Source organism: Kitasatospora sp. NPDC101183, from assembly GCF_044767945.1.
In the GTDB taxonomy this organism is placed as follows: domain Bacteria; phylum Actinomycetota; class Actinomycetes; order Streptomycetales; family Streptomycetaceae; genus Kitasatospora.
On sequence record NZ_JBIWOW010000033.1, the window covers coordinates 37828 to 60902 of the forward strand.

General features: G+C 74.0%; 20 protein-coding genes. 7 read left to right on the top strand and 13 right to left on the bottom strand.

Annotated features, from left to right (window positions below; genetic code table 11):
* Window positions 1-97 precede the first annotated feature (97 nt).
* Window positions 98-346, bottom strand: a complete 249-nt coding sequence (locus ACIRRS_RS33455; RefSeq protein ID WP_402979045.1) for a hypothetical protein — start codon at window positions 344-346, stop codon at window positions 98-100.
* A gap of 452 nt (window positions 347-798) precedes the next feature.
* Between ACIRRS_RS33455 and ACIRRS_RS33460 the strand changes: the two genes are divergently transcribed.
* The 3 genes from ACIRRS_RS33460 (at window position 799) to ACIRRS_RS33470 (ending at window position 3839) form a co-directional block, all read left to right on the top strand.
* Window positions 799-1740 carry a diiron oxygenase gene (locus tag ACIRRS_RS33460; protein WP_402979048.1) on the top strand — a complete coding sequence of 314 codons (942 nt, stop codon included), beginning with the start codon at window positions 799-801 and terminating at the stop codon, window positions 1738-1740.
* 45 nt (window positions 1741-1785) lie between these two features.
* Window positions 1786-3438 carry an FAD-dependent oxidoreductase gene (locus tag ACIRRS_RS33465; protein WP_402979051.1) on the top strand — a complete coding sequence of 551 codons (1653 nt, stop codon included), beginning with the start codon at window positions 1786-1788 and terminating at the stop codon, window positions 3436-3438.
* Window positions 3439-3650: 212 nt separating this feature from the next.
* Window positions 3651-3839, top strand: a complete 189-nt coding sequence (locus ACIRRS_RS33470) for a hypothetical protein (RefSeq protein WP_402979054.1) — start codon at window positions 3651-3653, stop codon at window positions 3837-3839.
* 2 nt (window positions 3840-3841) lie between these two features.
* Here ACIRRS_RS33470 and ACIRRS_RS33475 read toward each other — a convergent pair whose 3' ends face one another.
* The 7 genes from ACIRRS_RS33475 to ACIRRS_RS33505 form a co-directional block, all read right to left on the bottom strand.
* Window positions 3842-4777, bottom strand: coding sequence for an aromatic ring-hydroxylating dioxygenase subunit alpha (locus ACIRRS_RS33475; protein ID WP_402979057.1), 936 nt, complete (start codon window positions 4775-4777; stop codon window positions 3842-3844).
* Between the two features lie 8 nt (window positions 4778-4785).
* Window positions 4786-5640, bottom strand: a complete 855-nt coding sequence (locus tag ACIRRS_RS33480; RefSeq protein WP_402979060.1) for a class I SAM-dependent methyltransferase — start codon at window positions 5638-5640, stop codon at window positions 4786-4788.
* 293 nt (window positions 5641-5933) lie between these two features.
* Window positions 5934-7076, bottom strand: a complete 1143-nt coding sequence (gene tgmC / locus ACIRRS_RS33485) for an ATP-grasp peptide maturase system methyltransferase (RefSeq protein WP_402979063.1) — start codon at window positions 7074-7076, stop codon at window positions 5934-5936.
* Window positions 7073-8035, bottom strand: coding sequence for an ATP-grasp ribosomal peptide maturase (gene tgmB / locus ACIRRS_RS33490; RefSeq protein ID WP_402979066.1), 963 nt, complete (start codon window positions 8033-8035; stop codon window positions 7073-7075). The genes tgmC and tgmB overlap by 4 nt, the downstream gene beginning before the upstream one ends.
* Window positions 8035-8307 (bottom strand): putative ATP-grasp-modified RiPP, encoded by a 273-nt coding sequence (gene tgmA / locus ACIRRS_RS33495; RefSeq protein WP_402979069.1) that lies wholly within the window; start codon window positions 8305-8307, stop codon window positions 8035-8037. Before tgmA ends, tgmB begins: the two co-directional genes overlap by 1 nt.
* 198 nt (window positions 8308-8505) lie before the next feature.
* Window positions 8506-9072 (bottom strand): hypothetical protein, encoded by a 567-nt coding sequence (locus tag ACIRRS_RS33500; protein WP_402979072.1) that lies wholly within the window; start codon window positions 9070-9072, stop codon window positions 8506-8508.
* 13 nt (window positions 9073-9085) lie between these two features.
* Complete coding sequence (locus ACIRRS_RS33505) at window positions 9086-9520, bottom strand: ATP-binding protein (protein ID WP_402979075.1); 435 nt, start codon at window positions 9518-9520, stop codon at window positions 9086-9088.
* A gap of 531 nt (window positions 9521-10051) precedes the next feature.
* On the opposite strand from ACIRRS_RS33505, the gene ACIRRS_RS33510 reads away from it, so the two are divergent.
* The 3 genes from ACIRRS_RS33510 (at window position 10052) to ACIRRS_RS33520 (ending at window position 12444) form a co-directional block, all read left to right on the top strand.
* Window positions 10052-11293, top strand: a complete 1242-nt coding sequence (locus ACIRRS_RS33510; RefSeq protein ID WP_402979077.1) for a hypothetical protein — start codon at window positions 10052-10054, stop codon at window positions 11291-11293.
* A gap of 10 nt (window positions 11294-11303) precedes the next feature.
* Window positions 11304-11852 carry a GNAT family N-acetyltransferase gene (locus tag ACIRRS_RS33515; RefSeq protein WP_402979080.1) on the top strand — a complete coding sequence of 183 codons (549 nt, stop codon included), beginning with the start codon at window positions 11304-11306 and terminating at the stop codon, window positions 11850-11852.
* 178 nt (window positions 11853-12030) lie between these two features.
* Window positions 12031-12444: an NUDIX hydrolase gene (locus ACIRRS_RS33520; RefSeq protein WP_402979083.1), complete on the top strand. Its 414-nt coding sequence runs from the start codon at window positions 12031-12033 to the stop codon at window positions 12442-12444.
* Window positions 12445-12526: 82 nt separating this feature from the next.
* Here the strand turns inward: ACIRRS_RS33520 and ACIRRS_RS33525 are convergent, their stop codons facing one another.
* Together ACIRRS_RS33525 and ACIRRS_RS33530 are read right to left on the bottom strand one after the other, a co-directional pair.
* The gene (locus tag ACIRRS_RS33525; RefSeq protein ID WP_402979086.1) at window positions 12527-12979 is read right to left on the bottom strand and encodes a hypothetical protein; all 453 of its coding nucleotides are present in this window, start codon (window positions 12977-12979) and stop codon (window positions 12527-12529) included.
* A 142-nt stretch (window positions 12980-13121) separates the two neighbouring features.
* Entirely contained in the window at window positions 13122-14174 is a 1053-nt protein-coding gene (locus ACIRRS_RS33530) for an alpha/beta hydrolase (protein WP_402979089.1), read from the bottom strand.
* A gap of 127 nt (window positions 14175-14301) precedes the next feature.
* Here ACIRRS_RS33530 and ACIRRS_RS33535 point away from each other — a divergent pair, with 127 nt between their 5' ends.
* Window positions 14302-14901 carry a TetR/AcrR family transcriptional regulator gene (locus ACIRRS_RS33535; protein ID WP_402979092.1) on the top strand — a complete coding sequence of 200 codons (600 nt, stop codon included), beginning with the start codon at window positions 14302-14304 and terminating at the stop codon, window positions 14899-14901.
* Window positions 14902-14961: 60 nt separating this feature from the next.
* Here ACIRRS_RS33535 and ACIRRS_RS33540 read toward each other — a convergent pair whose 3' ends face one another.
* The 3 genes from ACIRRS_RS33540 to ACIRRS_RS33550 all read right to left on the bottom strand — a co-directional run bounded on the left by ACIRRS_RS33540 (window position 14962) and on the right by ACIRRS_RS33550 (window position 23073).
* Complete coding sequence (locus ACIRRS_RS33540; RefSeq protein ID WP_402979095.1) at window positions 14962-17478, bottom strand: ABC transporter permease; 2517 nt, start codon at window positions 17476-17478, stop codon at window positions 14962-14964.
* Window positions 17472-18233 carry an ABC transporter ATP-binding protein gene (locus ACIRRS_RS33545; protein WP_402979098.1) on the bottom strand — a complete coding sequence of 254 codons (762 nt, stop codon included), beginning with the start codon at window positions 18231-18233 and terminating at the stop codon, window positions 17472-17474. The genes ACIRRS_RS33540 and ACIRRS_RS33545 overlap by 7 nt, the downstream gene beginning before the upstream one ends.
* An 85-nt stretch (window positions 18234-18318) precedes the next feature.
* On the bottom strand, window positions 18319-23073 hold the full coding sequence (locus ACIRRS_RS33550) for a DNA repair ATPase (protein ID WP_402979101.1): 4755 nt from the start codon (window positions 23071-23073) through the stop codon (window positions 18319-18321).
* Window positions 23074-23075 lie beyond the last annotated feature (2 nt).

A 23075-nucleotide genomic window follows, 5' to 3' on the forward strand; every position in this document is an offset into this window, starting at 1 on the left:
CCAGGCGGGTCGCGCTGGCCCTGGCCGACGCGCCCCGCACGGGGCGTGCCGACCTGGTGCGCGCCTGCGCCGAGCTGGAGGCGGCGGTGGGCGCGTCTCAGGCCGAGACCATCTCGTCCAGGACCAGGTCGAGGGGCGTCGCCGTGAGGCCCGGGGCCTCCGACGTGAAGGAGGCGTCGAGGAGGTTCGGGCGGTCGTAGAGGTAGAGCATCTCCGGGAACTCCGCCATGACGGAGTCGGTCCGCCCGATCGCCTCCGTCACCCGGACACGCCCGGCCCGCTGCGCGACGAGGGCGTCCTCCCACATCCGGGCCCGGACGGCGCCCTTGACGCTGGTGGGCGCCATCGGCAGGCCCTCGGTGGCGGGCCCGTCGAGCGGCCCGTAGCCGTAGGTACGGGCGCAGCGCGACCACGTACTGGGCCAAGTCCGAGGAGTTCACGGCCCGTTACCCCGAGGTGCGGCTGCGCCCCGACGTTCTGTACGTCGAGGACGGCAACCTGCTGAGCTCCGCCGGGCTCTTTGCCGGCATCGACCTGTGCCTGCACCTGGTGCGCTCCGACTGCGGCGCCGCCACGGCCGAGCAGGTGGCCCGGCTCGGCGGCCTCGCCACCACCGACTCCCTACGGCGCCACCTCTCCGGCCGTACGGGCCTGACCCCCAGCGCGTACCGGGCGGGCGTTCACCCGCCGCCCCCACGTCCAGGGGGTTCTCGGGCGGGCGCTCTTATTGTACTGTCCGTCTAATAAGCGGGTGAGCGGGCATCCTCCATCCGCAAGGGCAGGCACCAGGAGGCAGCCATGGCTCTCACCGACCCGGTGGCGCGGCGGCAGGACGGGCACACCAGGCACGACCAGCGGCACAGCACGGCGGACGACGACGTCTCGAAGCGGCTGCTGGAGTCGGCCGCCACCCTCTCCTACGACCCCTCGGTCGAGATCGACTGGGACGCGCCCCTGCCGCCCGAGCACCACGGCCTCAACCCGGAGTGGAGCACCCTCTACGGCACCCGGCTCTGGGACGGGATGAGCGAGCAGCAGCGGGTCACGCTCACCCGGCACGAGGTCTGCTCGATCATGAACACCGGCATCTGGTTCGAGATGATCCTCCAGCAGATGGTGCTGCGCGACCAGTACCTCAACGACCCGGCCAACGCCGAGTTCCGCTTCGCGCTCACCGAGATCGCCGACGAGTGCCGCCACTCGATCATGTTCGCCCGGGCCTGCGAGAAGATGGGCGTCCCCGCCTACCGGCCCAACGGCCTCGTCGCCCAGGCCGGCCGCGCCTTCAAGTCCCTCGCCCGGGGCGAACTCGCCTACGGCGGAATCCTGGTGGCCGAGGAGGTGCTCGACGTCATGCAGCGCGACTGGATGCGCGGCGAGAACGTCCTCGACATCGTGCGCGGCACCTCCCGCATCCACGTGGTGGAGGAGTCCCGGCACATGAAGTTCGCCCGGCAGGAGATCCGGGAGCGGATGCGCCACGCGGGGCCCGTCCGGCGCCGCCACGCCGCCGCCGGGATCGCGATCTGCGCGTACATCATCGTCACCAGCATGGTCCACCCCGGCGTGTACCGGGCCGCCGGCCTCGACGTCCAGCGGGCGCTCGCCGAGGCGGCGGCCAACGAGCACCGCAAGGCGATGATGCGCACCAGCTCCCGGCACCTGATGGCCTTCCTCGCCGAGACGGGGCTGCTCACCAAGCGATCGGCGGCCATCTACCGCCGGATCAACATGCTCTGACGGTTCGTCACCTTCCCTCAAAAGAGCGAGGACCCCACTCCCGCCATGGCCTACGCGATCACCCGCACCTGCTGCAACGACGCCTCGTGCGTGTCCGTCTGCCCGGTCAACTGCATCCACCCGACCCCGGACGAACCGGAGTTCGGCACCACCGACATGCTCTTCATCGACCCGGCGGCCTGCATCGACTGCGGCGCCTGCGCGGACGCCTGCCCCGTCGACGCCGTCTTCCCCGTCGACCGGCTGCGCGGACCCGACACCGGGTTCGGCCCGATCAACCGCGACTGGTACCGCGACCACCCCAGCGACCACGCCTGGGGCGCGCCCAGCTTCCCGCGCAGCCTGCCCGCCGGGGTCGGGCCGCTGCGCGTCGCCATCGTCGGCACCGGCCCGTCCGCCGGGTACACCGCGCAGGAACTGCTGCGCACCACCGGCGCCGAGATCACCATGATCGACCGGCTGCCCGTCACCGGCGGGCTGCTGCGCCACGGCGTCGCGCCCGACCACCAGTCCACCAAGCGCATCGCGGAGAGCTTCGCGAGCGTCTTCCACGACCCCCGGCTGCGGATGCACCTCAACGTCGAGGTCGGCACCGACCTGACGCACGAGGAACTCGCCGCGCACCACCACGCCGTGGTGTACGCGGTCGGCGCCGCCGCCGATCGGCGCCTCGGCATCCCCGGCGAGGACCTGCCGGGCAGCCTGCCCGCCACCACCTTCGTCCGCTGGTACAACGCCGAACCGACCGTGCCGGCCGGGGCGGTGGCGCTCGACCGCCTCGACGCCGGGCGGGTCGCGGTGATCGGCAACGGCAACGTCGCGGTCGACATCGCCCGCATCCTGCTCACCGACCCGGACCGGCTGGGCGCCACCGACATCGCCGACCACGCGCTCGCGGCGCTGCGCGGCGGGCGGGTGCGGGAGGTGGTGCTGCTGGCGCGGCGCGGGCCGGAGGAGGCGGCGTGGACGCGGGCGGAGTTCCTCGCGCTGCGCGAACTGCCGGGCGTCGAGCTGGTGGTCGAGGACCATCCGCAGGTGCGGGCGGCGGTGGAGTCGGCCGCGCCCGGGTCGCGGGCGGCGCTGCTCGGGGGGCTGCCGTTCGCCTCGTACGGGAGCGGGGCGGCGCTTCCGGAGGGGCGGCGGATCGTGCTGCGGTTCCTGTCGGCGCCGGTGGAGCTGGTCGCGGGGGAGGACGGGCGGGTCGCGGGGGTGGTGGTGGAGCGGACGGTTCCCGCCGACGACGGGGCTTCTGCGCGGGAGACGCTGGCGGCCGGGCTGGTCGTGCGGTCGATCGGGCACCGGGGCGTGCCTGTGCCCGGACTGCCGTTCGACGAGGAGGCGGCGACGGTCGCGCACCGGGGCGGGCGGGTCGTCGACCCGGCCACCGGGCGGGCGCTGCCCGGCGCGTACGTGGTGGGGTGGGCCAAGCGCGGCCCGTCCGGGGGGATCGGGGCGAACCGGGCCTGTGCGCGGGAGACGGTCGACGCGCTGCTGGACGACGCCTCGGCGCTTCCCGTACCGGCCGGGAGCCGACGGGAGTTCGAGCGGCTGGTGCGGGGGCGGCGGCCGGACGCGGTCGGGCTGAAGGAGCTGCGGGCCATGGAGCGGGCGGAGCGCGCCCGGGGGGAGGCCGAGGGGCGGCCCCGGGTGAAGCTCGCGACCGTGCCGGAGCTGTTGGCGGCGGGGCGGGGGAGGTAGGCGCCGACCTGCACGAGAAGTCGGACCGGCCGACTTCTCGTGCGGGCGGAGCGGGCCTCGGCGGGGGCTGGGGCGGGGCCCGGGTCACTCGTACGTGTGGCTGACGGGGGCGTTGCCGGTTGACGCGGCCGTGTCCAGGGGCGGGTGGGGCCCGTTGGGCGGGTGTGAGTGGTTTTGGGGTGATGCCGGTACCGCGACGACGGCGACGACCGGTGGAAGAAACGATCCTGCACGGGCTGGAGCTGGAGATGGAGCGGCCTCCGGACACGGGAGCGGGGGCAGGGGCGGGCGCCGACCAGGAGGCGCCCATCTACGCCGAACTGGCCCGGCGCTGGCAGGCCGAGGGGCGGGCCGTGCCCGGGCTGCCCGATCCGGTGTGGGAGAGCCTCGCGGGTGGTTGAGGTCAATGCGCCGGGCCGTCCTGCGGGTAGAACTGCTTGGTCCAGCGGCGGAACACGCCGATCGACCGCTCCCCGGGCACCAGCCGGGGCCGGTCGAGGTAGCGTTTGTGCTCCAGGACCGGCTGGTCCTGCTTGACGATCCGCACCGAGGCGCGCAGAGCCAGCCAGGACGCGGCCCGGTCCACGGACCTCGCCGGCCCCGGGCTCGGCAGCGTGACCGACACCGCGAACCGCACCCGGGTGCGCCAGGACGCGACCGGCGTCGGCATCACCCACACCCGCAAGGTGGCGCCCAGCTGCGGGAGTTCGGCGGTCAGCCGCATCAGCCCCAGCCCCGCCAGCGCCACCGGCTGCTCCAGGCTGACGGCGCCCAGGCCCGGGAAGCGGGTCGTGGTGCGCTGGTGGACGGTGAACAGCGGGCCGTCCTCCTCCGGCGGGGCGGTCTCCCGGGTGTCCAGGCCGTGCAGCACCGCCGTGTGGCGGAAGTCGACGCTGTTCTCCATGACCTCCTGCGGGTGCGAGCGCAACTCGCCCGTCCACCAGGCCAGCGGGCGCGACCCGGAGGGCGGCGGGAGCTGCCACGCCGGGGCGCCGTCGCCGAGCCAGGCGAACAACGCACCGTCCAGTTCGGCGAGATGACGTTTCGTCAGATCGGCGCGCAGTCGGGTGCCGTCCGGCGCGCCGTTGCAGGAGCCGTCCGGGCCGAAGGCGAACCCGTGGAACGGGCACACCAGGTCCTCGCCGCGTACGTGGCCGCCGGCCCCGAGGTGCGCGCCCAGGTGCGGGCAGTGCGCGCCGACCGCCCGTACGGTGCCCCGGCGCGTTCGGTACACCACCACGTCCTCGCCCGCCAGGCGGGCGGTGCGGACCCGCCCGGGCAGGAGGTCGCGGGTGCGGCCGACGCAGAACCAGCCGGTCGGGTAGGGCAGGGGCGCCATGGTGGGGGTCACCTCGCGGGCTTGACGGCGGTGTGAACGTACCAGGCGACGCACTCGCGGACGTCGTACATCTCCACCGTGGAACGGAGATTGAGCCACCGCGCCGGGTCGCCGCAGCGGCGCAGCACCTCCCAGGGGAGGCGGAAGGCGGTGTGCACGGCCTCGGCGGTCGGGGCGTAGTACGCCGTCGCGTCCAGGGCCTCCTCGACCTCGAAGCCGGCCTCGGTGAGGAGGTGGGAGAGGTTGCCGGCGTGGTAGAGGCGGGCGCCGGTCATCGCCATCGCGTCCAGGAAGGGCTCCAGCAACTCCCGTTTGTGCTCGGGGAGTTCCTCGATCGGGCCGGTGGCCATCGGGCCCAGCAGGACGAGGCGGCCACCGGGGCGCAGCACCCGGTGGAGCTCGGCGAGGGCGCGGGGCGGGTCGTAGGAGTGGACGAGGGTCTCCATGGAGTAGGCGCCCTCGAACTCGCCATCAGGGTAGGGGAGGTCGTGGAAGTCGGCCCACCTGAAGACCGTACGGGCGCCGAACCCGGCGCGGTCGCTCAGGCGGCGGGCCTCGGCGAGGTGGAAGTCCAGCACGTCCACGCCGTCCACGACCAGCCCGAAACGCTCCGCCATCGCCCGGGCCACCACCCCCGCGCCGCACCCGGCGTCCAGCACCCGGGCGCCGGGGCGCAGGGCGAGCCGGCGGCCGAGCACGTCCTGCAACTGCCGCTGCGCGCGCCACATCCGCCACTTCGACTGCCCGGGCTCCGTCCAGCCCCAGTGGCGGGCGTTGCGCGCCACCCAGGTGTAGAACAGCCGGCTCCCCGTCCGCCCGTACACCCGGCGCAACCCGGCCAGATCCAGTTCCTGCACACCCATGCGGCCACGCTAGCGGCGGGGCGGATCGTGGCTCGGCGGCGCCACGCGGGGGTGGGGGTTGTGTGCTCGTATGCCCAGGTGCCGGGTGAACACCCGCGCACCATCCGCTTCGTGGAGAAGTTCTTCCGCCGTTCCCCACCGTCCACCCCCCACCCCCGGGCTCGGCGGGCACGCCGAGCCGGACAGGGCGGGGCGGGGTACGCCGAGGCTGGTCCCGCCTGGCCAGGCGGGACCAGCCACGGCACGGCCTGGGCGGGTCGGGTGCACGACGTTGGCCCACCGGCCCGCGGGCATCAGATCGGGAGGTCCCAGCCGGGGCCGGCCTCATTGCCGAGCCAGACCCGTTGCCGGGCGGGGGAGATCGTGATGCCGAATGCGTGCTGGTGCGGTTCACCAACCGATTGCCAGCTCTGAATCGCCTGCTCGACCCGGTCCCACAGGCGGACGGGGCCGCGTTGGACGACGGTCCACCCGCCGTCAGGGTTGGGGGTCGTCCGGGCCTGCGAACCGGTGGACACGTCCCAGAGGATCTGTTCGGCCCCCACTCCCATGCGCTCGGCCGAGGGCGCCGCGAGCTGAGCGACCCACCCGCCCGTCCAGTCGTCAAGCTTCGCGGGGTCGATCTGGCTCGGACGCTCCTCTCCGGGGAGCAGGTCCAGCGTCGGGCGGGGCGGGCGGTCGTGCGGCCGGGCGATCATGAAACCGGCCGGTTCCTCGAGGAACCGACCGGTGGCCTCGCCGAAGCCGGTCACGTCGAGCAGCGCGAGGGCGTTCGCATAGCTCCACCCGGAGAGGGTGACCAGGATTTGACCGCCGGGCTTCACCTGGTGCAGCCACGGGAGCGGGATGTACCGGACCGAACAGGTGGCGATGAGCCGGTCGTACTGGTTCCCGTCCGGGTCTCCGCGCAAGCCGTCACCGATGATCAGCCGGGGGCTGAACCCCGCGGCCTTGATCGCCGCTGCCGCTGCCGCGCCGACGGCGGGGTCGTACTCGATGCTGGTGAGGTTGGCGTCCCCGAGGCGGTGCGCGCCGAGGGCGGTCGAGTACCCGGTTCCGGTGCCGATCTCCAGCACCCGGTGACCGGCCTCCGCGCCGAGTTGCTGCCACATCCGCAGCACCAGGGACGGCAGGGTGGACGAGGACGACGGGGAGCCGGTCACAGCGAACTCGGTCACGTCGTCGGGCCTGACCCGGCCGTCGAGTTGGGTGATCAGCGTCTCGTCGGAGTAGACGCCCTTCAGCCAGCCCGGATCGCCCTCGCGGACGGGCCGGTAGCGGGTGGGGACGCTGCCCGCCATCGGGAGGAAGTAGGACCCCGTGAAGAGCTCGCGGGGAACCGTGGTGGCCGCGCTGCGCCACCCGGGTTCGGTGAGGATGCCGTCCTCGGTGAGTCTGTCCGCCAGGGCGCTGCGCAGCTGAGCCGGTGTGCTCACGTGTCGGGGCCTTTCTCCAGTTGGTCGGTGAGGGCTTGCGCGATGGCGGCGGTGGTCTGCGCCGGCTGCCAGGCCCATTGGCCGTTCGGGTTGCACTCAAGGAAGTACCAGTCACCCGCAGGGGTCACGGCGAAGTCGAACGCGCCGAAATGCACACGGAGTTCGGCGAGATAGGCCGCAACCGCACGCGCGACCGGCGCGGGTACCTCGATCGGTGCGCACGTCATCAGGTCTTGACGGTGACGCCAGTCGAGATCGGGGCTGTCGATCCGGACCCCGAACAGGCGGCCACCCACGGCGGTGACCCGCACGTCGAACGCCTTGTCCACCTTGGCCTGGAACATGTGGGGACAGACGGACACGGCGTCGGTGATCTCGGCCGCGCGCACCTCCCGTACCCACACACTGTGCGGCTGATCGTCCACGCGGTAGGGCGAGTTCCACACGGGTTTGTAGACCACTCCGCCGGACTGCTGCGCGGCGAACGTCCGGGCTTCGTGCGGGTCGTCGGTGATCACCGTGCTGGGCACCAGGAACCCGCAGCGCTGCGCGGTCGAGAGCTGCGCGGGCTTGAACTCGGCGGCCCGGTTGTTCCACGGGTGATTGACGTAGTGCGCGCCAGGCAGTGACGCGAGGATGCCCCCGGCGCCCCACAGGGCCTGTTCCGCGGCGAACCGTCGCTCCTGGCCGGCCAATTTGGGCGGTCCCTCGTAGGGCGAGGGCCTGCGCACCCACACGGAGCGAATCCGCGTGGTGTCGATCTCCCGGCTCGCCGTGCGCAGGGTGCCCCGCTGATCGCCCGTACCGTATGTGGCGGTCAGCGAGCCACCCACGTGCAGGTCGGTGCCGGGGTCGAGACGGACGACGGGAACCCGGCGCTCGGCGAGAAGCCGCAGCACCACGTCCGCCGTCACGTCGTAGGGGTTGGTCAGCACCAGCACCGACCTGCTGTCACGCATCAGCCGGAACTCTGGTCCTGGTCGTACGACTCGGTACTGTCCGCGTCGGTCGCGCCACCCGGGCGGGACCCGTCACCCGGGGTGGTCGTGGTGGGCGTCAGGCCGCTCGTGCTGGTGCCGTGGTCGCCCAATTCGACGGTCCGGCCGTGCTCGTCCACGATCACCGCGAGCTGGGTTTCGGGGTCGATCACGGGCGTGTAGTGCGGGATCGTGGTGGTGGCCGCGTACGGCCCCATCCTGCTGATGCCCCAGGGCGCGGGGGTTCGGGTCATGGGTCCTCCTTGTTCTGGCTACCCGCCGTAGTTGGGGCGGGAGATTCGATGGAACAGGAAGTCGGCCGCGCCGACTTCCTGTTCAGCGCCGAGTGGCGTGCGGATGCTTCGACGGGGCTCAGGGGGTCGGCGAGATCACCGGCGGGTTTGTGCAAGGACTGGGCGGCGATGGGGGCGTAGGACGCGGTGGATCGTAGGTCACCGGGCCGCTCGGGTGGAGTTGAGGCGGCATCGGGTGAGGGCGTAGGTGAGGCGGGGGTCGGGGGACGGCGTGGCGAGGAGGAGTTCACCGGCGGTGACGAGGGTGGTCCAGTAGCGGGTGGGGTCGCCGGTGCGGGGGAGGGGCTGGGAGGCGGTGAGGGAGAGGTAGGCGGTGGTGAGGTTGCCGGTGGTGAACCAGCGGGCCAGGCCGTGCTGGTGGCCGGCGCGGATCCCGCCGTGGGCGTCGATGGCGGCGAGGAAGAGGTCGACGACGGCGCGGTCGCGGGCGTCGAGGCGCTTGGGGATGTCGAAGATGCCGAGGGCTTCGAGGACTTCGCCGGTATCGGCCGCGGTGTTGGGGCGGGGGTCGGCGAGCAGGGCGTCGTAGCAGTCGTTGAGACGGCGCGTGGTCTCCGCGAGCGGGATGGAGAGGGCGAGGCAGACGGCGCGGGCGGAGGGCAGGGGCTTGCGGCTTCGGCGCGCTAGGAGGGCGTAGGCCTCGGCAGGGGTGGAGCCTCGGGCGAGGGCGTGCTTGGCGAGTGCGGTGAGGGGGACCGGGGGCATCGGCAGCGTGCTTTCAGGCGGTGACGAGGGAATGGGTGGGGCAGGGGGCGATGAGAGTCCAGACGAACTTGCCCACCCCGCCCGCGCGCGGGCAGCAGCCCCAGCGCTCGGAGAGTTCGCTGACGAGGAAGAGTCCGCGTCCGCTCTCGTCGTGCGGGCGAGCAGTGTGGAGGGTCGGGCGGCCGCCTCCGGCGTCGTGGACTTCGAGTCGGAGGAGGCTGCCGCTGAGGGCGAACCGGACTTCAATGAGCCGGTCCTCCTCCGCATCAGAGTGCTGTACGGCGTTGGCGAACAGCTCGCTCAGGAGGAGTTCGGCGACGTCGCGGTAGCGGTCGCCGGTGGGGAGAGCCGCGAGGTAGGCACGGAGCAAGTTTCGTGCGAGGGGCGTGGATTCGACACACGAGTCGAGACGCGCGGCGAACGCACGGGGGCGGCAGACTTTGAGCACGGGGCACCTCAGGGGGGCGAAAGGGGGCAGGCGAAGGGAAGCAGGCTTTTCGCTGCACGCTCTCGACCAGCGTCACACCTTCGCAGCACGCCTGGGGATTGGAGTGACGGCCCTCGCTGGCCAGGGGAAGCGAGGGCCGTCACGGCTGCCACCCGCTCCTTGACCAAGCGGTGTGCAGGCGGCGTCAGTGGTGTGAGCTACTCGGACTTCGACTTGTCGCCGTTGTGGTCACCGGACCCGTTGTTGGTGCCGTTCTTCTCGTCCATGTCGTGAACTCCCTTCGTTCCGCCCCTGCACTCGCAGGGATAACTGACGGGCTGACGCACTGGCCACGAGACGCCAGCAGTGCAGCTCGATGAGCGCCATGCGAGGAAGATGTGACTAGGAGTAATTTCCTCGTCACTCCGGATGGCCGCTCACTAGTTGACCGCCACCGAAAGATCAATGGCGAGGGAGGGGCGGACTTTTCGACGGACTTTTTCGCCCATGGAGCTCTGCACAGCCAGCAGTCGGCGAGTTACGGTCTGCGATGTGGAGACGCAATTCACGCGCCTGTGCACTGAGTTCGGCTGGGGCGGCCCCGCGAGATTCAGGCAGGTGTACGCAGCGACGGCGCGCAAGCTGGGCGAGAACGAGGAGGTGAGTGATCGCCAGTTCCATCGCTGGCGGCAGCCATTGCCTCCATGCCCACAGCCAGGGCGTCAGCGCGTTCTCGAGGCGATGCTGGGTATCCCGTTGGAGCAAGCCGGCTTCACCGTCCCTGACCATCGCAGATCAGGAACCGCGCTGACACCTCGAGAGGAGTTGGAAGAAGACGTGAACCGCCGATCGTTCCTAGCTTTGGCCGGTGGCGCTGCCGCTACCGCTGCCATCCCCCAACCTCGGATCGGCATCGAGGCCGTCATGGATCTGCGATCTGGTCTTGCCTCCCTCTACGGCCTGGATGATCGGTTCGGCGGTGCCACCGTCGGCCCGCTCGCGCAGGCCCACCTGGCCCGTGCCGAGCGGCTCATCGCCACGACCAGCTACCCCAGCACGATCGGCAGGCAGCTTCGGCTGATCGCTGGGGAGACGGCGGAGCACGTTGCATGGCTGGCTTTCGACGCCGGCGACATCAGCCGCGCCCAGACGTATTGGCACCATGCCCTCGTGCGCGCTGAGGAGCTGCAGGACGACTCGCTTGCTGTGGTGGTGTTGGCTTCGATGGCGCTGATGAACCTCCGCGAACGCGAGCCGGCGCAGGCCCTCGACCTTGCCCGTCGTGCTCAAGAGAAGGCCCGAGTGTGGGCTCCGCCCTCGCTGGTCTCGATTCTGATGACGAGGGAAGCACGAGCACTGGCGATGCTCGGTGACCATGTGAACGCGCGCTCGACCCTCGCGCAAGCCACCCGGTGCTACGAGCAGGAGCGCGGTACGCGATCGGTGCCCGACTGGGCTGTCTTCCATGGTCCTGCGGAGCTGGCTCTCGCGCAGGCTTCGCTGTTCACTGAGGCCGGGCATCACAAGGCGGCTGTTCAATGGCTGAAGCGCTCACTCGGGTACCAGGAGACCAACTACGCGCGGAACGAGGCACTGGTGCGTTTCAACCTGGCCGGGGCCCTCGCGCAGGCAGGGGAGGCTGAGGAAGCTGCTCACGAAATCGCCTCGGGGGCCGTGCTGCTGACTGAGGTCTCATCGGGTCGGGCCCGGACTTCGATGCAGGAGGCATGCTCCCGCCTCGAAGCCCTTGATCCGTCTCTCGCCGCCGCCAGCACTGCCCACCTGATCGCCTAGGAGTAGAGCCGTGGAGAATCCCGCTTTCGAGACCGTCACCGACGCCGGTGGCGCGGCCCGGGTGCTGGACGAGATCGCCCCGCTGTACGAGCGGGTGTTCGCGGAGGCGCCCTACTTCGAGGGGCCGCGTGACCTGGCGGACTTCCTGGAGGGGTACGACAGGTTCCGGACGATGCCGGGGTTCCGGCTGGTTCTCGTGCGATCGGGCGGGTTGGTGGGGTTCGCCTTCGGGGTGCTCCTCCAGTCGAACAGTCGGTGGTGGGACAGTCTCGGGCTGGACCCTGAGTTCACGCGGGAGGACGGGCGGCGCACGTTCGTGATCCGGGAGATCGCAGTGGCTCCCGAACACCGGCGTCGCGGGCTCGGGCGGGAGTTGCATGCGGCTGTGCTCGCAGGCGTGGAGGCTGAGCGGGTCACCCTGGCGGTCCGCCCGGAGGCGAAGGCGGCCGTCCGGATGTACGAAGCCTTGGGCTACGAGGACGTCGGTGCCATGACGCCGTCCTGGGACGGCGCCCCGGTGTACCGGTGCATGGTTCAGCTCCGCTCGGAATCGCAGTGAGAACGGTGGCCGCGTGGCACGCTGACCCCTCCGTCGTACCGAGGAGCGAGATGCAGCAGCTCCTCGACGCCACGCACGAGAGAGCCGCCGGTGCGGCCCGTCAGCCGCGCAGGCCCCGCCGTTTCATAGACACCGAAACGATCTTCCTACCCGTCCTGGAACCATCAGAGGAGTAGACGTGACACAGCCGACTGCGGAGGAACGCCCGGGAATTGCCGCTGCGATCGTGGTCCACGAAGGCCGCGTTCTGATGGTGAGGCGACGAGTGAGCGAGGGCCAGCTCTCCTGGCAGTTCCCGGCCGGTGAGATCGAGGCCGGCGAGTCGCCCGAGGAGGCGGCCGTCCGCGAGACGGCGGAGGAGACCGGACTGGGCGTGGCCGCCGTCAAGCTCCTGGGCGAGCGTGTGCATCCGAAGACCGGCCGGCGGATGTCGTACACGGCCTGCGAGGTCGTCAGCGGTACCGCCGAGGTGGTCGACACGGAGGAACTGGACCAGCTCGCGTGGGTGGCGCTGGCGGAGATCCCCGAATACGTGCCGTACGGACTCTTCGAGCCGGTACAGGCGTACCTGGACATTGCACTCACTGCCTGACCGATGCTGTACGGGCGGCCACCTGCTGGGTGGCCGCCCGTACAGCTATTGCGCGGATCTGTGGGTTCGTCGGACGGGCTGGTCAGAGGATCTCGATCTCGTCCGGGAGGACGCAGTGCGTCTCCTCGTCCACTTCCACGACGTAGCCCTTCGGTGGCTCCAGCGCGCTCTCGTGCCAGATGCCGGTGACCTCGCCGATGAGGCCGCCGGCCGTGATCCGTACCCGGGTGCCGTCGGGGAGGTCGCTGCGGTGGCGGGGGGTCATGCCGGGGTGCAGTTGCCCGGTTCCGGCGAGGAACTCGGGGCGCAGGCGCCACGGGCTGCCGTCGTCCGTCTCGACGGAGTACACCGGCCCGTCCGGGCGGATCTCGCAGGAGGTGACCACGCCGCGCATGCCGAGCAACTCGGGCCCGATGGCGCCCAGTTCGGGCTGCGGGGGGTCGGGTGTCGTGAGGGTGACGACCTCCCCGTACGCCAGCGCGGCTCCGCTCGGCCACGGTGTCTCGTCCAGCGGCCACGGGTGCTCGGGGGGCATGCCGGTCCACGTTTCGTCAGGGGGGAGGAAATCGCGCCACGCTAGCACGCCGCCGTTTCCGCTCATCGGCTGTGAGAGATCCCCGCGCTGATGGGACGGGGTGTGGGGCGCCCGGTGGGCCGGGCGCCCCGCGTGGGGCCGGTCAGGGGCAGAGGGTGGTGCGGAGCCAGGGGATGGTGATGCGCATGGCGTCGTCGAAGCGGGAGATGGCGCAGTGGCCGGTGTCGGGGAGGAGGGTGACGTGGGTGTGGCGGCGGGGGGTGAAGACGAGGGTGTCGTGCTGGGGGACGTGGACGTCGTCGGCGCCGTTGAGGACCAGCATCGGGGAGTTGAGGTCCTGGTCGAGGAGGGGGCGCAGGTCGAAGGCGGCGAAGGCGTCGTCCTGTTCGGCGGCCGTCGGCATCGCGGGGAAGCCGAGGGCGTTGCCGACGATGCCGCCCATGCCGTAGGCGAAGCCCCGGCCGCGGGCGAAGGCGTGCTCGACGGGGCCGCCGAGGTCGACCGCCGCGTCGACGGCGCCGGTGAGGCCGCTGCGGGCGGAGTAGTAGCCGCCCATGGAGAGGCCGAAGTGGCCGACCCGGCCGTTGCCGATCGTCCGGGCGTACGCGATGAGGCCGTCGATGACCTTGGCGCCGCCGTCCGGGGTCATCGGCACGTGGGATGTCTCGCCGGTGCCGGGGATGTCGAACAGCAGCAGCCGTACGGGCAGGGCGAGCGCGAGCCGCTCCCACATGTCGTGCAGGTCGACCTTCCAGGAGTCCACGCCGCCGCTGGCCAGCATGACCGGGGCGTCGGCGGGCAGCCCGGGGGCGGCCATGAGGTGGACGGGGAGGTCGACCGTGCCGCCGCCGTACGGGACGGTGAGCGTGCGGCGCTCGAACTCCACGGGGAAGCCGGGGGCGGCGAGGAGGTACTGCTCGACCTGGCGGGCCTGGGCGGTGCGCTTCGGTTCGTCGGCGAGCGTGGGGAACTTGGCCCAGCCGTAGGCCTGCGCGGCCTCGCGGTGGCGCCCGGCCGCCGCGTGCCGGGCGGCGAGGGCGGACCACTCGTGCACCCAGCCGCCGGGCCGGTCGGGCCACATGTCGGTGACGGCGGCGCGTACGGCGTCCACCTCGGCGGCGGGGAGCGCGAGGGTCATCTGGGGGTGGCGCTCGGTGAACAGGTCCTGGGGGTCGAGGGGCCAGGTGAAGGGCATGGTGGTGCCTCCTGCCGATGCTCGTGAAGCTCTTAAAGCCGTGACTGTTGCGTTAACGACTATGCGCCTCGGGTGGAGGTAAAAGCAAGGGGGATTGTGTTAAGGTGAGTCCGGAGGTGGTCGACCCATGACCGAGGAAGAGCCCGAACCGACGATCCGCCGCCGCCCCGGCGGACGGGCCGCGCGGGTGCGGCAGGCCGTGCTGGCGGCGGCCATGGAGGCGCTGGCCGAGGGCGGCCCGGCCCGCCTCAGCATCGCCGACGTCGCCGCCCGGGCCGGGGTCAACGAGACCACCGTGTACCGGCGTTGGGGCAGCCGGGAGAAGCTCGCGCTGGACGCCATGCTGACCGCCAGCGACGAGGGCATGCCCGTCCCCGACACCGGCGCCGTCCGCACCGACCTGGCCGCCTTCGCCCGCGCGCTGGCCGACTACCTGGCCACCCCGCTCGGCGGCGCCGTCGCCCGGGCCGCCGCCTTCGGCGCGGAGGACCCGGAACTCGCCGAGTCCTGGCAGACCTTCTGGCGCACCCGCCTCGACCAGGTCGGCGCCGTCGTCCGGCGGGCGGTGGAGCGCGGCGAACTCCCGCCGGGGACGGACGTCGACCTCGCCGTCGAACTGCTCTGCGCCCCGCTCCAGACCCGGGCCCTGCTCGGCCACGGCCGGATCGAGCCGGACCTGCCGGAGCGGCTCGCCGACCTCGTCCTGGACGGCCTCCGGGGGCGCTAGAGAGCGACCGAGCGCCCGTCAGACCGTCAGACCGCCGCGACCGTCAGACCGCCGCGACCGTCAGACCGCCGCGAGCGGCGGCTCGCGCAGGGCGAGCGCGGCCGGCAGGAGCGCCGCCACCAGGGCGATCACCGCGCAGCCGGCGGCGAGGGTGCCCATCACCGCCCACGGGACGACGGCCGGGGTCGGGCCGATCAGGTGCGTCAGCGCGGCCCAGGAGCCGCCGACGCTGAGGGCCGTGCCGAGCACCCCGAGCGCGGTGCCGGCCGCCACGCAGAGCAGGGTCTCGACGGCGACGGTGCGCAGCACCTGGGCGCGGGTGGCGCCGGAGAGCCGCATCAGGGAGAACTCGCGCCGCCGGTCGGCGACGGTCATGACGAGGGAGTTGGCGAGGGCGATCGCCGCGTAGCCGATGGCCAGGCCGAGGATCATCAACAGGGCGTTCCAGGCGGCCTGTTCGGTGCTGTCGGTGGCGGCCGACCACACCTCGCGCGGTGTGACGACCCGCGCGCCCAGCCCGTCCACGGCGGTGCGCAGCGCGGCGGCGGCCTGCTCGCGGTCGGCGCCGGGCAGCAGCCGCAGGTCGACGCGGTCGGCCAGGGCCGGGCCGCCGACGCCGCCCGTGACGGCGTCGGACGGGGTGACCCAGGCCTGGACGGCCTCGGAGCCGGTGCCGAGCAGCGCGGCGACGCGCAGCGAGCGGGGCGTGCCGTCGGCGAGCAGGACGGACACCTGCTGCCCGACCTGCGGGGAGCCGGGCCAGGTGCGGCTGAGGACGACGGAGCCGGGTCGGAGGTCGGTGAGGGAGCCCGCGACGACGGGCAGGCGGTCGACCTCGGCGAGGGCGGCCGGGTCGGCCGAGGCGGCGCGGAAGGGGGCGAGCGCCTGGCCGTCCACGACGGGGGCCATCAGCGAGGTCGGCGTGGTCGCCACCGCCCGTACGCCGGGGACGGCGCCGACGCGGTCCACCACGGCGCGGCTGAGGCCGGGGGTGCCGGCGGGGGTGACGACGAAGTCGGCGGCGGCCAGGCGGTTGCGGACCTCGGTGGCCTGGGCGCGGTTGATGGTGCCGATGCTGCCGAGCAGGCACCCCGCGAAGGCGACGATCAGCACGATCGGGGTGGTGGTCGCGGCCGTGCGCCGGAAGGAGGTGAGCGCGTTCTGGCGGGCCGTCGACCAGGTCACCGAGGTCCGCAGCCGGGAGGAGAGGGCGGGCAGCAGGGTCAGCAGCCGGACCGTCGGACCGGCCAGGACGCCCGCCAGCAGTACGCACCCGGCGACGACGCCCAGCAGCAGGCTCAGCGCGTCGGCGGCGTTGGCCGCCGCGTCCGGCCAGTACTTCGCGGTGAGGGCGACGGCCGCGAGCGCGCCGCCCAGCACCAGCAGGCCGCCCGCCCAGCGCAGGGCCAGCACGCCGCGCGAGTGGCGGTCGAGGTCGGCCTCGGCCAGGGCGTCCCCGGGGCTGACCAGCCCGGCCTTGAGGGAGGAGAGCAGCACTCCGCCCAGCGCCGTCAGCAGGCCGAGCGCGGCGGCGGTCAGCAGCGCCCACGCGGTGACGGGGACGGTGAAGTCGGCCGGGACGAGGTCGCGTTCGACCAGCCAGTGAGCCGCGGGCGCCGCCCCGGCCGCACCGGCCGCGCACCCGGCGGCGGAGGCCAGCAGGCCGACGACCAGCGCCTCCCGGTGGACGAGGGAGCGCAGTTGGCGGCGGGTGGCGCCGATCAGGCGCAGCAGCGCGAGTTCGCGACGGCGCTGGGCGATGGAGAGGGCGAAGGTGCCGGCCACCACGAAGACGGCGGTGCCGCCGGAGACCGCGGCGGACAGGCCCAGCGGGGTCTGCACGTTCTCCAGGCGGCTCGCGACCTCGATGTGGTGCGGGTCGGCCTGGGCGCGCTCGGCGCCGGTCAGGACGCGGGCCGCGTGGTCGCCGCCGGTGGCGGCCACGGCTCGGCGCACCGCGTCGGCGGGCCCGTACGCGGCCAGCACGCCGACGGCGGGGCACAACCTGCTCGCCCGGGCGTCGGTGAAGAAGAGGGCGTGCTCGAACGGCTCCGCCTCGGTGACGCCGGAGACGATCGCGGTGTGCGGCCCGTCGGCGGTGACGAAGCGGACGCTCCGCCCGACCTGCTCCGGGCTCCCGCCGCCCAGGACCACCTGGTCGTCGGAGGCGGGGGCCGCCCCGGCCGTCAGCCGGTAGCCGCCCACGGCGGCGGCGGACCAGGCGCGGCCGACCTGCGAGGCCGGGCCGTCGGCGGTCTGCGCGTAGAAGGTGCGGTCCTCGACCGTACGGCCGGTGGCGGCGACGGCGGCGATCAGCTCGGGCGGCAGGCCGGGCTGGGCGGCGACGGGGGTCGGCTCGACCTCGCCGCCGGTGGTCGCGACGTCGACGCTGCGGTTCGCGACGACCAGGACGGGCGCCCCGGAGAAGCGCTGGCGGCCCTGGTCGGGGACGTCGGCGGTGGCGGCGATGACCAGGATGGAGACGGCCATCAGGGCGACCCCGCAGGCCAGCGCGACGAAGCTGCCGACGAAGGAGGCCCAGCGCAGCCGGACGGAGGCGAGGGCGAGGGTCAGCATGCGAGGGCCTCCTCGGATGCCGTCTCCAGCGCCGTCATCCGGGCGGCGATCTGCTCGACGGTCGGCCGCTCCAGGGCGCCCGCCGGCCGGCCGTCGCGCAGGAAGACCACCCGGTCCGCGTAGGAGGCGGCGTACGGGTCGTGAGTCACCATGACCACGGCCCGGGTGGGGTCGTCGGCCATGCCGCGCAGGAGGGAGAGGACCTCACGGCCGCTGCGGGTGTCCAGGGCGCCGGTGGGCTCGTCGGCCAGCAGCACGGCGGGGCGGGTGAGCAGCGCCCGGGCGATGGCCACGCGCTGCTGCTGCCCGCCGGACAGCTCGCCCGGCCGGTGACCGGCGCGGTCGGCGAGGCCGACGGCGGCCAGCGCGGCGAGGACCTCGGCGGGCGCGGGGCGCCGGCCCGCCAGCTTGGCCGGGAGGGCGACGTTCTGGGCGGCGGTCAGGGCGGGGAGCAGGTTGAAGGACTGGAAGACGAAGCCGATCCGCTCCCGGCGCAGCACGGTCAGCGCCTTGTCGCGCAGCCCGCCGAGGACGGTGCCGTCGACGAGCACCTCGCCGCCGTCCACGGCCTCCAGCCCGGCGGCCGCGCGCAGGAGGGTCGACTTGCCGGAGCCGGAGGGGCCCATGACGGCGGTGAAGGTGCCGAAGGGGAAGCCGAGGCTGACCTCGTCGAGGCCGAGGACCGGCTCGGGGCCGCGCCGGTAGGTCCGGCGGACGGAGCGGAGTTCGACGGCGAGGGCCGTGCTGCTGTTCATGATCATATTTCAGCAGCGGAGAAGAGCCCTGCTCAATGGACGGCGCTTCACGAATGGGGGTGTAGCTAGGTACACCCCCTCCGCCCTACACCCCCCGCCACACCCGCTTCAGCTCCTCCCAGCGCCGCGCCTGCTCCGGCGTCAGCACGCCCCGCAGCTCCGCCAGCTTGAGCAGCTGCGCCTCCGCGTCGGCGCCCAGGGGCTGGGCCTCGGCGCGGTAGTGGTCGCCGAGGAGGGCGTCCAGCTCGGGCCCGGTGAGGGCCGGGTCGAGGCGCTGGGCGAGCTTGGCCATGTTGCGGTAGGAGCCCTGGAGCAGGAACGGCGGCTCGGTGCGGGCGCGGTCGTCCTGGGCGGCGGAGGCGAGGTAGGCGCGGTTGACGGCCAGGACGGTGCCGCGCAGGTGGAGCAGCCCGGCGAGGACGGCCGTCATCCGCTCGACCTCGGCGGCCGGCCAGGCGGCCGTGAGCTGCCCGCCGGGGGTGCCCGAGGCGCGGGCGAGGAGGGTGTCGAGGTCCTCCCGGCCGGCGGTGGCGAGCGGGGCGAGGTGAGGATTGGCGGGCAGGGCGTTCTCGACGAAGCTGAGCGCGAAGAGGTCCTCGCGCCCGGCGACGGCGTCGCCGAGGTTCCAGACGTCGGCGCGGTTGGCGAGCATGTCGGGCAGGCGGAAGAGCCGCCCGGACTCGGTGTACGGGTTGGCGGCCATGACGACGGCGAAGCGCTTGCCGCGCAGGTCCCACTCGCGGGCCTCGCCGTCGTGGACGCCGTCGACGCGGCGCTGGGCGTCGCACAGCGGGATGAAGCGCTGGAGGAACTCGGGCGAGGTGTGCTGGACGTCGTCGAGGTAGAGGAGGACGTTGTCGCCCGCGTGCAGGGCGAAGTTGATCTTCTCGACCTCGCGGCGGGAGGTGGCGTCGGGGGCCTCGGCCGGGTCGAGGGAGGTGACGCGGTGGCCCAGGGCGGGGCCGCTGACGGAGACGAGCAGCAGGCCGAGGCGCTCGGCCAGGTACTCGACGAGGGTGGTCTTGCCGTAGCCGGGCGGGGAGACGAGCAGCAGCAGGCCGCTGCGGTCCACCGGGCCGCCCGCGCCCGCCGTGCCGAGCTGCTTGGCGAGGTTGTCGCCGACGAGCGGCAGGTACACCTGGTCGATGAGCCGGTTGCGGACGAAGCCGTTGAGCGGGGCGGGCCGGTAGTGGTCGAGCCGCAGCCGGTCGTGCTCGGCGGCGAGGAGGTCGGCGCGCAGGCGCTGGTAGGCGCGGTGGCCGGGCACCTCGACGGCCTCGAACTCCCTGACACGGGCCAGCAGTTCGTCCAGCCGCAGGTCGAGGGCGCCGCCGCTGGCGCGCGGGTGGTCGCCGAGCAGGCCGGTCACCCGTACGCCGACGGCGCCCTCGGCGGGGCGGCGCGGCAGCGCGGGGCAGAGCAGGGCGGCGGCGGCCTCGGCGCGGTCGCCCGGGTCGGCGTCGGCGGCGGCCGACTCCAGCCAGGCGTCGGCGAGTTGGCGCCGTACGGGCAGTAGCTCGGGCTCCTCGGGCAGGGCGGCGAGGGCCTCCGTCAGACCGGCGGACTCAGGGGCGGCGCGGAACTTGTCGAGCAGGGCGGCGGCGCCCGCCGAGTGGGCGAACACCGGTGCGGCGGCGGCGAGTTCGGCGGTCAGGTACGCGCCGGCGCCCAGGTGTGCGCCGGCGCCCAGGGAGTCGCCGGTGAAGGCGGCGACGGCCTCCTCCAGCTCCTCCGCCAGCGCCCGCAGGGCCGCCGAGGGGCCGTACGCCTGGCGGGCGAGCCCCAGTGAGCGGGCCCGGGTGTGCCAGACGAGGCGTCGGCGCTCGTCGGTGCCGTGTGCCCAGTACAGCTGGGCCGCCGCCCGGGCGGCGGCCGGGTGGCGCAACAGGCCCGCCTCGGCGTCGAGTTCGAGCAGGGCGTGCAGCAGCAGCGCCGCGTCGTGGTCGTGGACGCCGCGCTGGTAGCCCTCGTCGGGCCGCTGCTCGGCGGCGAGGCGGACGTGCTCCAGGAGGTCCGGCAGGGCGGCGTCGGCGGACAGCGCTCCCGGCTCGGCGGCCAGCAGCAGGGCGGCGGCCAGGTACTCGGCGCGGTAGAGCGCCGGGGTCTCCGAGGGCAGGGGGCGCGACCAGTACCGCTCGGTGGCCGCGAAGGCCGGGTCGGTGACGGGGGAGCGGTAGTCGGTGCCGGTGAGGGTGAAGGCGGGGCGGCCCTTCCAGGGCAGCAGGGTGAGTTCGGGCCGCTGGGTGGTGACGGCGAACAGGTGGCGGCCCAGGCGCAGGGTGCCGGGGCCGTCCCCGGCGAGCTCGGCGCGGTCGCGCAGCGCGCGGTGGGCGCGGCTGCGGGCGGCGCGCAGCCGCCCGGCCAGCTCCTCGGCCCGGACGCGGTCGCCCAGCTCCGTCAACTGGTCCGCCAGTTCGCGGAGTTTGACGGCCGTCGGGTCGGCGGCGAAGGCGGCGTCGATCTCCTCGGCGGTGGCGAGGGCGGCCAGCCGGCGGTGCAGGGTGTCGAGGATGCGCCCGGCGGACTCGGCGAGCCGGTCGGCGCGGCGGGCGCGCTCCTCCAGCAGGTGCTGGCGGCGGGCGGTGAGGGCGTCGTGGATGCCGGTGCGCCGCTCGGTGAGCTGCTCGCCGAAGGTCGGGTCGGCGTCGGCGAAGCGGGTCTCCAACTGCTCGACGCGCAGCAGGAGTCGGCCCAGCCGGTCGTCGCAGGCCTCGGGGGTGTCGGCGGCGGCGAGGGCGGCGGTGACGGCCTGGGCGAGCAGGGCCGTCTCGGCGGCGAACTCGTCGGCGGCCTCGCGGGTGCGCAGCTCGCGACGCCGTACGGTCAGGGCGGCGCGGGCCCGGTTGAGCAGGCCGAGCACGTCGGCGAGCCGGTCGAGGATGGCGGTGCGGGTGGTGGCGTCGGCGAGGTCGAGGGTGCCGACGAGTTCGGAGACGGTCTGCAGGGCCTCGCTCTGCTCGCCGAGCCGCTCGAACAGCGGAGCGGCCTCGGCGGCGGTGGCGATGTCCGCACACCACGAGGCGAGTTCGGCGGCGCGCTCGCGGTGGGGCTCGAAGGCGCCGGGCTCGGCGAGTTGGCCCACGGCCCGTCCGGCGGCCTCGGCCAGACCGGCGACCAGTTCCTCGGCGAGCGCGTCCACCCGCGCGCCGTCCACGCGGGGCAGTTCGCGCAGCGCCTCCACCCGGCCCTGGGCGCGGCGCAGCCCGGTGAGCCGGTCGACCCACTCGGCGGCGTCGGCGAGGGTCTCGCCGCGCGCGGTGCGCAGCAGGCCCTCGACGTGCTCGGCGGTCGTGGCGACCCGGTCGGCGGCGTGCGCGGTGAGCTGCGCGATCGCCTCGTACTCGGCGACGACCCGCCGCGCGGTGTCGCCGATCTCGGCGAGCGGCGCGGCCAGGTCGCCGAGGCCGGGCTGCCCGAGCCAGTGGTGCCGGTCGGCGGTGCGGGTGCAGGCGGCGAGGACGGCGCGGTGGCCGGCGGGGGTGTCGGCCCCGGCGGCGGCGAGACGGGCCAGGGCCAGGCAGTCGGCCAGGCCCCGGACGAGGTCGGCGTTGCCGATCCGCGCCAACGGCCCGGTGCCGAGCGGCTGTTCGGCGGCGTGCCGCTCGCTGGTGAACGGGGTCCGCCAGAGCTGGACGGGGTGCAGCCGGCTCGGCCCGTCCTCGGCGGGGCGCAGGGCGACGAGGAGGCCGTCCTCGAGCAGCGCGTAGCCCTGGCAGGCGAGCGGGGCGGCGGCCTCCTGGCGTACGGAGTTGTACGGCTGGAGCAGCGCGCGGCCGTCGGCGGGGGAGCGGAACTCGTAGAGCACGTCCTCGCCGTTGGGGGAGACGACGGTGCGCTCGTACGCCAGGCCGTCCACGGGCTGGTCGAAGACGCGCACGGTGCCGTCGGCGAGGTGGCAGCCGCCGGGGAAGGCCACGCCCTGGTCGGCGGGCAGGCGCAGGCAGGCCTGGCCGAGGGCGTCGATGCGGGTGACGGCGCCGGTGGGCAGGTGGACGACCAGGTGGCGGACGGTCTCCTCCTGGTACGGGCGCACGCGCACGAGCAGCAGGGTGGCGAGCCGGGCGTGGGCGATCTGCGCGTCGGCGAGGGTCTGGAGGGCCTCGGCGAGCGCCTCGCGGTGCAGCTCGCGGCCGTCGGGGGCGAGCAGGCGCAGCGTCCCGCCGTCCACGGCGAGGTGCAGCTCGCCCGCGAGGTCGGCGCGGGGCGCGGTGCCGGGGGCGGCGGGGAGCTGGTCGTCGCGGGTGAGCGCCGTCCAGGCGAGCTGCTGCCCGTCGGCCGGGGTGTGGTCGCGCTCGCCACGGCCGTCGTGGTAGGTCGGCTGCCCCTCACCGGGGTCGAGCCAGCGCAGCACCCGGACGTCGGCGGCGTCCGGACCGGTGCGGAAGACGGCGAGCAGGCGGCCGCCGGCGGGGCGCAGCCGCTCCAGGCGGGCGTCGCGGAAGTAGCGCCGCAGGTCGTCGAGGTCCTGGCGCAGCCGGGGGTCGTCGAGCAGGGTGCCCCCGGCGGGGGCGGGGGAGAGGTCCGCGTGGTGGACGGAGAGGGCCTCCGCTCCGGCCTCCCCGGCGCCTCCGGCGTCGGACCCGGGAGCGGACGGGCGGGTGCCGAGCAGCAGCAGCCCGCCCGCGGCGGTGAGGTCCTGCGGCAGGCAGGGCCTCTCGGTGGTGAGCCGCCCGGTGCCGGTGAGCCGCAGCTCCCCGCCGCCGAACTCCTCGACCCTGCGGGCGTTCAACGCCTGTGCACGGTCGGCGAGTTCGGCGGCGGCCCGGGCGAGCCGGCCGCGCAGGACCTCGTAGGTGCCGGCGTCGAGCCGGGTGTCGGCGGCAGGGGCGGGGGCTTCCACGG